The organism is Muriicola jejuensis (assembly GCF_010671595.1).
Lineage (GTDB): Bacteria > Bacteroidota > Bacteroidia > Flavobacteriales > Flavobacteriaceae > Muriicola > Muriicola jejuensis.
In genome coordinates, this window is record NZ_JAABOP010000001.1 from 691,248 (window position 1) to 704,685 (window position 13,438).

General features: G+C 51.3%; 6 protein-coding genes. All 6 read right to left on the reverse strand.

Annotation, left to right across the window (positions count from 1 at the left end; genetic code table 11):
• Window positions 1-40 precede the first annotated feature (40 nt).
• On the reverse strand, window positions 41-7,150 hold the full coding sequence (gene sov / locus GWK09_RS03155) for a T9SS outer membrane translocon Sov/SprA (RefSeq protein ID WP_163691557.1): 7,110 nt from the start codon (window positions 7,148-7,150) through the stop codon (window positions 41-43).
• A 5-nt stretch (window positions 7,151-7,155) separates the two neighbouring features.
• On the reverse strand, window positions 7,156-7,737 hold the full coding sequence (gene ruvA / locus GWK09_RS03160) for a Holliday junction branch migration protein RuvA (protein WP_163691558.1): 582 nt from the start codon (window positions 7,735-7,737) through the stop codon (window positions 7,156-7,158).
• Between the two features lie 35 nt (window positions 7,738-7,772).
• On the reverse strand, window positions 7,773-10,076 hold the full coding sequence (locus GWK09_RS03165; protein WP_163691559.1) for an NADP-dependent malic enzyme: 2,304 nt from the start codon (window positions 10,074-10,076) through the stop codon (window positions 7,773-7,775).
• A 119-nt stretch (window positions 10,077-10,195) separates the two neighbouring features.
• Window positions 10,196-11,638, reverse strand: coding sequence for an MFS transporter (locus tag GWK09_RS03170; RefSeq protein ID WP_163692488.1), 1,443 nt, complete (start codon window positions 11,636-11,638; stop codon window positions 10,196-10,198).
• A 125-nt stretch (window positions 11,639-11,763) separates the two neighbouring features.
• On the reverse strand, window positions 11,764-12,693 hold the full coding sequence (queG, locus tag GWK09_RS03175) for a tRNA epoxyqueuosine(34) reductase QueG (protein WP_163692489.1): 930 nt from the start codon (window positions 12,691-12,693) through the stop codon (window positions 11,764-11,766).
• 115 nt (window positions 12,694-12,808) lie between these two features.
• Window positions 12,809-13,330, reverse strand: a complete 522-nt coding sequence (locus tag GWK09_RS03180) for a nicotinate-nucleotide adenylyltransferase (protein ID WP_163691560.1) — start codon at window positions 13,328-13,330, stop codon at window positions 12,809-12,811.
• Between the last annotated feature and the right edge of the window lie 108 nt (window positions 13,331-13,438).

The following is a 13,438-nucleotide window of genomic DNA, read 5'->3' on the forward strand; positions in this document are numbered from 1 at the left end:
TGTAACGGATTCTGCCTTGGATTTCAAAAAACTATTTCCCTTAATTCCCGAAGTTGTACCGAAGGGTAAAGCCCGTGTTGATCGTGGTCTGGGGAAAGGCTGTGGAAACCGCGAACTGTGAAAAGGAATGGTCGTAGAAGAAGAGGGCGTTCAGGCTCTTGGTAAGGGCGTAATCCGCAGTGAATTTTACGGACAGCAGGTTTTGTCCCGATGTGATCTGGTTGTTGTCCAGGTCGAGGTTCCGTATAATGGTGATATTGTCCCTAAGGCTTACATCTGCCTTGAGGTTGAGATCCCCTTTTAGCCTTTGTTTTTCGCCCCCGATATTGGTGACGAAGGTCACGTCCTTGAAGCGATAGCCAAGTCCTACCGTGTATTCCTTCCCGTTGATCTCCGTGAGCAGGTTATTGTCGAAACTGAGGGACAGAGCCCTGTCTGCCCTGACCTCTGCAACCACGCTGAGTGAATTCTTCATTTCGAAGTCGACCCGCATCAGGGGGTTGAACTGGTCCGTCAGGACCACGTTATTGATGATGTTTTCCGAAAGCAGATCCTGGTTTTCCGGGTCGATGGTCCCGTTCTGTCTTTCTAGATTGGTCTGGAAATTATTGATGCTATAGGCCGCCCTGTAGCCATGGCTGAGAGAAAAACGCTTGAATTTGCTCTTGAACCATTTGTTCCGCATCAGGCCGGTGTACTTGATGTTCCAGTTAGGTATGGGGATATCCCTGAAGGCATCCAGGTTTACCCGGTTCACATCCTGCCCTGTATAGGCCGCAAAAAATGCCGGAAGCAGGACATCCTGACTCGTCTTGCCGTACCGGATGGGGAACCCGTCTGCATCTACGCCTTCGTCTGCACCCCCCCGGTCAGACAGGATACGGTTGGCGATCACGATCCTGTTCTCCTTAAAGGTCTCGAAGTTATCTGAGGTGAATTCGTCGCTCCTGGCGAAGAAAGTACCCAGCATGACGGTGGAGATACTAAAATTCCCGAAAGTATTGGGGGTCTGCACGATATATTCCCCGTCTTCCACCTTAAAATTCTCCTGCAGGCTGCTGGAGAACTGCCTGTCTGCTACCAGGTCTATGGTAAGGTCCTGAACAGGTTGAGCGGTAGCGGTAATATTCAATTGTTTGTTGGTCCTTTTGATGAATTGCTGGTTGAACTCGGGAAAGACCGTGAGCCAGCCGTTACGGGCCGCTTCGAAACGCACATCGGCCTGGCTGCCGAAGACGAAACCGAGACTGGGCCTGGTGGTCCCGATAAAACCGATGGATTGGGTATAGCCGGGCAGGACCTGCCCGTTGTTTTCGTTATAATTGACGTTCAGTCTTTTTACCATGGTAAGTACATCCACGGCTGTATTCCAAAGGCCCGTCGTTTTCTTGGGAGGCGGGGGTGCCTGGGCATCTGTAGGGAGGTTTCCTGCCTTGTCCCTCCTAACCGGGGTTACTGTTCCCTTGCCGGTCTCCTTCTTAAGTCCGATCTGGTCGTAGAACCGCTGCATGTTCAGGGTGGCTGTCAGGTTATGCGTATTGGCATTCTGAATGGTGTTGATATCCTCCCCGGTCACCTCACGGATCGCATCCCCCCCTCTCTGCCAGTCGAAATTACTGGTGTAGGTATACTGCGCATTGATGAAGTCGAGTACAGGGATCTTGTTAAGCGGTAATTCGTAATTCAGCTGCATCTGCTGGGCATGGCGGTTGGGTTCCCCTATATCGAAGAATCCGTCCCAAATGTTGAGTTCCTGGTCGATCAGGGAATTGGGGTTCCCTTCCTCTTCAAAATAGTTCCTCACGATGTTGTTGTTGGATGACGTAAGGTTCAGACGCAGGGACTTGGTAATGCTGTAATTGAGCGCATACTGCCAATTGAACAGGTAGTTCCTCTGTTGCAGGACCGGTAGTTCGAGACGTTCCACGCCTGGCTCCAGCACATCCCGGAAGCGCTGCTGGTTAAACTGGCGGTTGATGTCGCTTTGGAGGGAGACACTCGTGGGCAGGAGATTGATGTTGAGGTCCTTGAGCCATTTCCAGTATTTTCCCGTAAACAGGGAGTCCTTCTTAGCGAAAGGAGCTACGCTGGCGGGCCTGAAATTGTGGTTGTAGACAAATCCGGCGCGCACGTTCTGGTCCCTCAAATTGGCGACCTCAAAGTCGCGGTGCTCTGTCTCATTGTAGGAATAGTTAAAGGTAAAATTCTCCACATCGTAAAAATTGGCCTGAGCCTCTTCCCCCCGGTTCTTGCGAACCCCGATAAAGTTGATGCTTGAGCGCTTCGTATAGTCCTCGGCCTGTTCCCGGATCTCCTCAGCCTCCTGGGCCGTATTTGCTGCGGCTATGCGATCCTCCAGTTTGAGGTCGTCGTAGACCGGGTCGAACTCAGGGGTGATAAGCTGCTCTGAGATCCCGTAGTTGAACGGGATCTGGAGATTCCATTTTTTTGGCAGCAACTGGCCCAGTTCCACGTTGGTCACCACGTCGTAGGAGATCGCATCTTCCCGGGCCCTTTCGTTGGGCATCTGGTCAATGGCTCCGAAGCCTGAGGTGCTTTTGCTCCCTGTGGCAGACACGTTGGCGAAATCGGCAATATTACCATCAAAGGCCGCTATGGCAGCCCAGCCGCCCTGGTTGTCGAGCCCGGCCAACCTCAATTCATTGAACCACACCTCACCCCTGGCGGGTGTATTGTCTATGTTCTTCACCCCTACCATCATGCTTCGGATACTTCCCAGGGAAGGGTTCCCCCGAATCCCGATACGGATCTGTCCGGGGGTTCGGGGCGCAAATTCGGCTACCGGTACCGCGGTGCCGTCCACGATCTCATAATAATTGACGTCCCCCAGGGATTGATCCGAGATTCCCTGAGACTTGACCTTCTTAAGGTCGTCCAGGGCTATATCGAGCTCATTGATAGCAGGCCAGATGTCCTCAGGGGAAGTGGCGCCGAAAGAAGTGAACTGCAGAGGCACCTCGATCTGGTAGAAGTTCTCGGAAAAATCAGTTCCTATCCTCAGGAATCCCACCAGGGGCACATCGTCGTCCAAATAGTCCGAATTCAGGATCTTCTCAGCGTGCATGAACATTTTCAGGCGTTCATACTGCCGCACATCCATGTTCACGTTCTTGAATACTCCCCTCGAATCCTGGGGTTCCAGATTTTCAATAACAAAGGAAAGAGATTGTTCGTTCTGACGGATGATCGTATTGTTGTTGTTGAGCTGTTCCCTGAACACCCCCGGAGGCAGCACATACGGGATAGGAATTCGCGAATTGTTCTCCTCGATATTGACCGTATTCACGTCCACGATGGTGCCGTCGTCTGCTGGGTCATCGTTATTGGACTGGAGGCTCTTGGTGTAGTTCCTCCAATCGCCACGAACCAGGTCGAGGGTTGCAAAGCGCAGGACGATATCATCTGTAAAGCCGGTCAGGTACATCCGCATGAAACTGATAGACCTGAAGTCGGAGATCCCCCCTACCGCATCGGTGAAATCACTCAATGGGATCTTGTATTGTATCCACCTGCGATTCAGCTGTGTCCCATTGGGAAGGTTGGGAGTAATCCCCTCCTTGATATCCGTCACATAGGGATCGTTGACCGTTGTATTAGGCCTGATCTGTATACGGTATTCGTAATAGCTGTTGATGGTATTCATCGTCAGGTCCCGGTCTATATCCTCCACGTCCGGCAGGGTGGTAGACCCTCTGTTGGTATTGGTCACTGCAACGGGTGAATTTCCATCAGGGTTGTTGAAATCGAAGTACCTCTCCAGGATACCGCCTTCCCTGTTGAGGTAGTACTGGTAGTTGTCGAGTGCTGGGTCATCCGCGGGGCCATTGTACCCCTGAGAAGCCTCCTGATTGTCATCCAGACCGTCAAAACCGAGGTCTTGCAGCCCCCTGTTGGTCTCATTGGCATCAAAGGCGTAGACCAGTGACTGGGTGGCGGGGACCCGGCCCCAGATGGTGCTGGTGGTCAGGTCGTTGCTGTTGACCCCGGGCAGCCCGTTCTCATATTGCTTCCGTCCATCGGCCAGGATGTCCTCGGAAATATTCCCCAGGTTGATGACCAATTCCCCCGGGCCTGTTGCAATCCCGTCCACATAGGGGTCCATGACCCAGAACTGCACGAATTCCACATTCGACTGTTCGAAGTTAGTACTGCTCAGAGAACGCATGATCCCTGCCCATTTTTCATTGGGCGGTTCGGATCCGAAGCTGGGATTGGCATTGTAGGGACCTTTCTGGTTGGGATAGTAGGCAATATCGAGGGTATTCTGCACGGTCGTTTGTCCCTGTGCGATATCGATCTGCGGAAAAACCTCATCGATAAACACCCTCCGGGTCTCATTGGTGGAGATGTCGTCATCGGAGATACCGGGAGGCCTTTGATTCGTAAAGAAAATGGGGTCTATGGTATACCATGCCATCTTGGCCCTCTCATAGCCCGTTTGCAGGGCGGTCTCCCCTTCGTCCAGGAATTCAAGGGGCGTACTGGCCAGGGACCAGCCCAGGGAGGACCTTATGTCGATAAGGGCCTGCGCCCCCTCAAAATCGTCCAGGTAAGTCGTGGTCTCCCCCCTGAAATCGGCATTTTTCGGGGAATTTGGGATAAGATAGGCCACTTCACTCCTCAGGGAGATATTGGAAGGCACGTCTGTATCGATATTCGGGAGTTTATTGGCAAGGCGGGTCAGAAAAGGAACCTCCGTGGAAAAATTCCCATTCAGACCAAAGATGGTGTTGTTCACAGGCTCTATCCCAAAGTTCGACTTCTGGGTGAGGGGACGTTCGTTCAGGTTGAGGAGGGTTCCCCCAAGGACGAATTTCTCGTTGAACTGGTGCTCTATGTTCACCCCTGTAAAGCGCCGTGTCTGCTGCCCGAACACCGCGTTGTTCTCCACCGAGATATTGATGGGCGTATTCGAAGCCTGGAGGCTGGGATCCAGGATCTGTACGGTCCCAGCCTGATAGTTGACCGTGTAATCAATACCTTCCTGGAGCTGCCTTCCGCCCGCAGTGACCCTGACAGAGCCCCTGGGAACGTTAAACGCCCCTATCGGGATGCCATTGCTGCCTTGTGATTTGTAGCGGCCCTTCAACCTGAACCGGTTCTTTTCGGCATCCTGAAGGGAAGCGGCCTTCGTATTGGCGTACATGTTCCGGAAGACGTATTTCTGCTGGTTCACGTTGTATCCCTGGTCATTATCCACATCGTAAGCTCCCCCTCCCAGGAGGTTAAAGAGGTATTCCCCGAAGGGTTCCACCTTGGTGAAAATGATCTGCCCTCCCTGTGTGTTCACGGTGATCCCGGGCACAAAATCAAAGAACCCGTCCCCCCCGGGCTGCACGTCCCGGTAGATATTCAGCCGGTCCAGGTTAAAGACGTCTAGCAAGATCCGGTCCTCAAGAGGCTTGGGCACATTGGGCCAGCCTGCATTGGGATCCACAGGAGTAATATAGTTCCTGGGCGTAGGGTCTGAATACAGGATATTCAACTTAAAATCCTCCTCGCTCAACTGGAAGGCTCCGGTGGCGTAGATATTCTTCATCATCAGGTCCCAAATGGGATCGTTCACATTGGTGATATTGCTCTTGAGCAATTTCAGGACCAGGGTGTTGTTGGTGATCTGGGGGGTTACGCCACCCGCTACGGTAGTTGCGTCCAGCCCTCCATTGGCAAATTCTCCCACCTGGTAGACCTCTCCGTTGTAGGTGTACTGGAAAGCCACTGCCAGTACCTCGTCATTGCTGAGTCTCTGGTTCAGGGAGATATACCCCAGTTGGGAATTGAACTGGTAATCCCGGGTGGCCTCCAGTTTGCGGGCATTTTCCAGGATGGCATAGTCGAACCCCTGGTTTATCTGGTATCCGGTATTGATATTAAATCCACTATCTACGGTGGCTATGTCGCGAATATCCGAAGTGAGCACTCCTCCATTGCCGATCAGGGCCGGGTCAAAGTCGTTCGCCCCGTTCCTGGGCAATTCCGGGTTGGTAGCCGAAAAATTGAAAAAACCTGCGGGAGCACCGTTTGCCCTGCCGATCCTCGTCTTTTCCTCCAGGGCTTCTCCAAGGTCCTGCAGGGCTACCACATTCCGCACGTTCAGCGTTTGCTGGCTACGGTTGGTGACCCATACCTCGAGACGGGTGATCTGTACCTGGCTGCGGATAAAGGGATAATTTGCAAGGGCCTGATCATACTGGTCCCGGAAATACTGGGCGAGGAAGAAATGGCGGTCCTCGTCGTAATCAAGGGCTGTGAGTTCAAACTCGTTCACTGTGCCTCCACCCTGGGCCACCACGGTGTTGTTCTGAGAACGTTGTTCGGAAAAAACGGCCGTTACCGTCGTCTTCCCGAATTGCAGCTGAGTCTTTACCCCAAAAAGGCTTTGTGCACCGGTGATGAGGGAACTGTTCAGGGGCATGTTGACGTTTCCCACCTCAATCTTTCGGATGATGTCGTCCTCGGTCGGGGTATAATCGAGCTTGACCAGATTCTGGAAATCAAAAGTGGCTTCTGTGTCGTAATTCGCCGTCACCTGGAGGCGCTCCCCTACCTTCCCCAGCATACTGAGGCTGATTCGCTGGTCAAAATCGAAGGAGAGGTTCGTCCGGTTCCTGGGGGAAAGGGCCGGATTGTCATTCTTTTGCCAGATAACACCCAGGTCCATGGCCACAGAACCCTGAGGGATCACCTCGATCGTATTCCCCCCAAAAACGGATTCGAAGAAATTGCTGTTCACATAAAAATTTGGGAGGAGGTTTCGCCTGGCTTCTTCGCTGCCCTCCTTCTTTCCGGAGAAGGCATCGATCTTGTCCTTAAAGTAGCCCTTCATATTCTCCCTGCGAACCAGTTCGAGATACTGTGCAGGAGTCAGGATAACCGGGTAGCTGATATCGTAATCCCCAATGGTCTCGGTGTAGATATATCGGTCTAGCTGGGGGTCGTAGGTGTACTTGGAAACAATGCTTTTGGGGTTGGGCATCTTGATCTTTCCCAAAGCCACTCCCGTCTGTACAGAATCGGTAACCGGCTCATCCGTTTCCTGGGACCGGGCAACGTTTGCCCAAAGGAAAATGAAGGATAGGAAAAATAGCTTAAATGAAAATTTAAGAAAAGTGTTTGCCCCTGTTTTCAAACTTATTACAAATTTTTCAGCGCATGTTTGATAATGTTCTCTACGCTTAGTGAAGCGTCCTGGCCCAAAACCTTGTCAACCGCCTTTTCGGCCTGCTTTCTCTGGAAGCCAAGCACCTCTAAAGCAGATAACGCTTCATCTTTCTTTGTATTGTTTGAATTTGAGTAAACTTCGTCCTGATCGTAAATTTTTAAAATCTTGTCCTTGAGGTCCAGGATCACCCGCTGTGCAGTCTTTGCCCCTATTCCCTTGATTGCCTGTATCGCGGGCACATTTCCTTCCGCGATGGCGTTCCTGATCTGTATCGGGTCCATGGAGGAAAGCATGGTCCTGGCAATGCTCGACCCAATACCCGAAACCGATATGAGCATCCTGAAGACCTCTCGTTCGCTACCGTCCATAAATCCGTAAAGCGTATGGGAATCTTCCTTGACCTGCAGATGGGTAAGAAGCCGGATATCTTCCCCCTCAGGCAACTGGGAAAAGGTATTCAGGGAAATGTTCACGAAATAGCCTACCCCATGGCAGTCTATGACCACGTGAGTGGGGTATTTTTCTACGAGTCGTCCCTGCAGATGTGTAATCATGGGTCTATTCCTTGAGGCAGACGGGCATCAACACCTCAACGCCTGTTCTGTTTTTTCTTTGCATTCCTTCTCTTCTCCCTTTCCTGGGCATCGATCACCGCCACGGCGGTCATGTTGACCATCTCCTCGACGCTGGCCCCTAGTTGCAGGATATGTACCGGCCTTTTCAGCCCCAGCATAATGGGCCCAATGGTATCTGCAGCGTGCAGTTCCTTGAGGAGTTTGTAGGTGATATTCGCCGCTTCCAGATTGGGGAAAATAAGGGTATTTACTTTTTTCCCGGCCAGTTTCGAGAAGGGAAACTGACTTTCATGCAGCTCCCTGTTCAGGGCAAAATCCGTCTGGATTTCCCCGTCTACCTGGAGTTCCGGATGATTTTCGTGCAGGATCCTGACCGCCTCCTTTACCTTTCTCGCGTGGGGGTGGTTCGAAGAGCCAAAGTTGGAATAGGACAATAGGGCCATGACCGGGTCGAACCCGAAGGCGATGGCCAAATTAGCCGTCATCCTGGCGATCTCGGCAATTTCTTCTGCCGTTGGGTCGATGTTGATAGAGGTATCGGCCAGGAACAGGGGACCCCGGCTGGTGATCATGATGTGGACCGTAGCGGCCTTGGACACATTTGAAGCCCTTCCGATCACCTCAAAAACGGGTTTTATAGAAGTGGCATAAGACCTGGAATAGCCGGAGATCATCCCATCCGCATCGCCTTCCAGGATCATCATGGAGGCGAAGTAGTTACGTTCCCTCATGCGACTTTTCGCACTGTAGAGGGTGGCACCATTCCTCCTCCTGGCCTCCCAGTATTTTTGCGCATAATACATGCGTTTATCATAAGAGTTCTGCCCGTATTGATCGATGATGGGCACATCCGCATCAAACTCAAGTTCCTTCTTGAGCTCTTTGATCACTTCCGTATTACCCAGCAAGATGGGATGGGCGATTCCTTCTTCGTAGCCGATCTGAGCGGCCTTCAGGACGTCCAGCTGGTCTGCTTCCGCAAAGACGATCCGTTTGGGATTGCTCTTTGCCCTGCTCATCAGCAGGCGCATGACCTTGTTGTCATCCCCGGAGCGTTGCAGTAATTCTTCCCGGTATTTCTCCCAGTCGGCAATGGGCATTTTGGCCACCCCGCTTTCCATGGCCGCCCTGGCGACGGCAGGGGGAATTTCAGCGATGAGACGGGGATCAAAAGGTTTGGGGATGATGTATTCCCGACCAAAGGTGAGACGGGTCTCCCCATAGGCGATGTTCACCTGTTCAGGTACGGGCTGCTTGGCCAAACGGGCCAGTGCCAATACGGCAGCCATCTTCATCTCCTCATTGATCTTGGTGGCCCTGACGTCCAACGCCCCCCTGAAAATAAAGGGGAAGCCCAGTACGTTGTTGACCTGGTTCGGGTGGTCCGACCTGCCCGTTGCCATGATCACGTCTTTCCTCGTCTTGACCGCCAGGCTGTATTTGATCTCCGGATCGGGATTGGCCATGGCAAAGACAATGGGGTTCTCGGACATGGATTTCAGCATGGCCGGGGTCATGGTATCCGCTATGGAAAGACCTATGAAGACGTCGGCATCCTTGAGCGCATCCTTGAGACTATGGAAATCGCGGTCTGTTGCGAATTCTTTTTTCTCGGCAGTGAGATTTTCCCGGTCCCTTCGGATCACACCCTTGCTGTCTACCATGATGATATTAGCTTCCTTGGCTCCCAGGGCCTTGTACAGGCGGGTACAGGAAATTGCCGCAGCCCCTGCTCCACTGATCACGATCCTCACCTCTTCGATCTTCTTTCCGGCCAGTTCCAGAGCGTTGATCAGGGCTGCTGAGGAAATGATAGCCGTGCCATGCTGGTCGTCGTGCATCACGGGGATGTCGAGTTCCTCCTTTAAGCGACGTTCTATCTCGAAAGCTTCGGGAGCTTTAATATCTTCCAGGTTGATTCCCCCGAAGGTAGGGGCAATGGCTTTTACCGTTTCTATGAATTTATCGACGTCCTTGGTATCTACTTCGATGTCCATCCCGTCAATATCCGCAAAGATCTTGAACAGGAGGGATTTGCCCTCCATCACCGGCTTGGACGCCTCCGGCCCTATGTCCCCTAACCCGAGGACAGCCGTACCGTTGGAGATCACCGCCACCAGGTTTCCCTTCGCGGTGTATTTGTACACGTTTTCAACATCCTTGGCTATTTCCAGACAGGGCTCCGCCACCCCGGGAGAATAGGCCAATGCCAGGTCCCTCTGTGTCGCATATGGTTTTGTCGGGACGATCTTGATCTTACCGGGCGTAGGTTTTGCATGGTAAATAAGGGCTTCCCGTCTTTTCTTGTCTTTGGCCATATCTTAAAAGTCTTTCGCAAATGTAAGGGTATTTCCCTTGAAAAAGAATCGCTTCTAGCCCCATCTGTATATCGGGGATACGCAGTGGAGAATTCGGGAATGAGTGGGAGTCCTCGGGACTACCTGTGTTCTTTGGACACCCTCAGGCGGGTAGCGAGGAAGGCCGCAATGATAAAGAAGACCCCCCCGAAAAGGATGGCGTTGACCGCGTTATTGCCGAGAAAGTTCTTGATCACATAACCAAAGGAGATGGTCTGTATGAGCATGGGGATAACGATCATCATATTGACGATCCCCATATAGACCCCCCTGCGTTCCTCGGGTATGACCTTTGAAACCATGGCATATGGAATTCCCATCATAGCCGCCCAGCCGATTCCGAACAGGATCATAGGCAATAAAAGGAGAAACTGATCTTTGATATACGGCATGCTCAACAGAGCGATCCCGGTTAGGAACAAACTGGCTACATATACCAGTTTTGAACTGTACTTTCGAGCAAATGGCACTAGGGCCAGGGCGACGATCATCGTGACCATATTGTACGTCCCGTTCATCAGGCCAGTTTGCGCCAGGGCCTGCTCGGAAAGCAGCTGGATATTCTGGGCAAAGGTCATGTCGGTCGCACTGATCTCAGCACCCGACTGGCATGCAGCCATGATGTTGTCGAACCTGCTCGTATCCTCGTTGCTGATACCGTACAGGCTGGTCCTTAGCATGGGTGTGATGAACTGCCAGTACACGAAAAGGGCATACCATTGAAAGAGGTACACTCCTGCGAGATTCCACATCAACTTGGGCATATCCCCAATGGCGTGGAAGATCTCGACAAGGGGTTCAAAGATCTTTTCAGCTCCTAATTTTCCTGCATTCCGCTCCTTGATGACCGCCAGTTCCTCCTCTGAGGGAGGGATCTCAGGGGTCTTCCACACAGACCAGAGGATGGTGGTCACCGAGGCAAAGGCCCCCAGGAAAAAGGAATAATACACCCATTTGGGAATGGCCGTGACCGCCTCCGTGCCTGAAGTACACAGGTCACCCGCTACCTGGGGTACACTAAACCAGTCCTGAAACAGGAAAAGGGAGAAATTAGCCAGGGTGATTCCTGCTCCCACAAAAAGGCTCTGCATCTGAAAACCGTAGGTGAGCTGGTTGTCTGGGAGCTTGTCCCCGATAAAGGCCCTGTAGGGCTCCATGGCAGTATTATTTGCAGCGTCCAGGATCCAGAGGAGTCCAACGGCAAACCAGAGGTGCGGACTAAAAGGAAAGGCGAAAAGACAAAGGCTGGCAACAATAGCCCCGATCAGGAAAAAAGGCTTTCTCCTGCCCCACTTAGGAGACCACGTCTTATCTGAGATCGCTCCGATCAGGGGCTGTATCAACAAGCCGGTCACAGGACCTGCCAGGTTCAGCAGGGGAAGTTCTTCATGGTGTGCACCTAAAAAAGAGAATATGGGGTTGATCGCCGTCTGCTGCAACCCAAAACTGAACTGGATCCCGAAGAACCCCACGTTCATGTTCCAGATCTGCCAAAAACTGAGTTCGGGTTTTCTTATGTTCATATTCTTGATCGCCTCCCTTAACCCGGGATCTTTTTTAGGATAAACAGCCGTCAAGATAACATTTTATCTCAGATCCCCATACCTATCTAAGAAAATTGGGGTGCCTGCATTTGCAGACAACGAGGTCAGTCCCGGGGTTTCGTAAAAGCGATATTTCTTTTCAGGCCACTGAATTTTGTCCGTTTTACGGCCGATCCTTTAAAAACATTCCGGAACACCTCTTCCGTGATCTCAGCCCAATCCTTTTTACTCATTTCGAGCAGATCAGGATGAGGATCAAAGAGGGGTTCGGAGTGGGGTCTGGAAAAACGGTTCCAGGGGCAGACATCCTGGCAGACATCGCACCCGAAGATCCAGTCGTCCATCTTGTCCTTAAATGAACTCGGGATCTCCTCCCTCAATTCGATGGTGAGGTAGGAGATGCATTTACTCCCATCCACCACATAGGGCTGTACGATGGCCTGGGTCGGGCAGGCGTCAATACAGGCGGTGCAGGTACCACAATGGTCGGTGACGGGATGGTCGTACTCCAGTTCCAGATCCACGATCAGCTCTGCTATAAAATAAAATGAACCGGTCTGCTGAGTAAGAAGGTTACTGTGTTTCCCTATCCACCCCAGTCCGCTTCTCGCCGCCCAGGCCTTGTCCAGAACAGGTGCTGAATCCACGAAAGCCCTGCCGTTCACCTCTCCAATTTCCCTGTTGATAAACGCGTGTAACTCCCGGAGTTTAGCCTTGATCACCTGGTGATAGTCCTTCCCGTATGCGTATTTAGAGATCTTATAGGTCCCTTCCTCCTGTTGCCGGGTAGGGTAATAATTGAGCAAAAGGGAGATCACGGACTTCGCCCCATCGACCAGCTTTCGGGGATCGAGTCTTTTGTCGAAGTGATTCTCCATATACCGCATCTCTCCCTGCATACCCTGCTTCAACCACTTCTCGAGCCTGGGTGCCTCCTCCTCAAGGAACTCGGCCTTAGAAAAACCGCATGATAAAAAGCCGAGGCGTTGGGCTTCGGCTTTTAAAAGTTGGGTATGTCTCTGTTTTACTGTCATCATTATGTTCAAAAATACAGAATCCTAATCATCAGCGGTCAAAGTAGTTCATCCAAAAAAAAAATCGCCTAAACTCAAGTTCAGGCGATTTCATTAGCAATACAGTCATTACCGACTAATACTCCATTCCTTCCCATGTCAATTTCAGGTTTTTCTTCTTATTATTTTTCTCAAGCTGGAAATAGTAAGTTTTCTTGGCACCTTTATCGTGATAATAGGTCACCAAATATTTATTACTGTTCATCTTCCAGTCAGGATAAGCCTGGAAAACCGTATTCCTGATGGGGTCCGGAACAATGACATCCCCAAATCTTTCAAAGGCAGAAAGGATCTTTCCATTATCATCATAGACAGCTAAGATCTTCCCTTTGCTATTGGAAAAGAACACCTCGTATGCTTTATCGATCTTATTATAAATAGGGGATTCCTTAAGGTCGAAGGAGGCGACTTTTCTTTCCAGTTTTTTTACAACTTCTGAGGATTCTGCATTCTGCACTTCAGCCAGATATGCATAATTGGGAGAGGTTAACACAACACCCTCCAGTTCTACTGTGCGGACCTCATCCTTTGGACGGTCCTGTGCAAACGTCAGGCTGGCAAGACCTAAAAATAAAAGGCCAAATACTGCTTTTCTCATGACTAACGATTTAAAGGGTTACTAATCAATTATTTACACAACAAAGATCTTTTAAATCGTGTTGCAGGACTAAACAGGTATGTGCCGGATGCTTACAAGTTTTTTTGA

Coding starts and splice junctions, on each gene's coding strand:
- GWK09_RS03165 (WP_163691559.1), bottom strand. CDS start 10,076: ATGGCCAAAGACAAGAAAAGACGGGAAGCCCTTATTTACCATGCAAAA.
- queG (WP_163692489.1), bottom strand. CDS start 12,693: ATGACAGTAAAACAGAGACATACCCAACTTTTAAAAGCCGAAGCCCAA.
- ruvA (WP_163691558.1), bottom strand. CDS start 7,737: ATGATTACACATCTGCAGGGACGACTCGTAGAAAAATACCCCACTCAC.
- GWK09_RS03170 (WP_163692488.1), bottom strand. CDS start 11,638: ATGAACATAAGAAAACCCGAACTCAGTTTTTGGCAGATCTGGAACATG.
- GWK09_RS03180 (WP_163691560.1), bottom strand. CDS start 13,330: ATGAGAAAAGCAGTATTTGGCCTTTTATTTTTAGGTCTTGCCAGCCTG.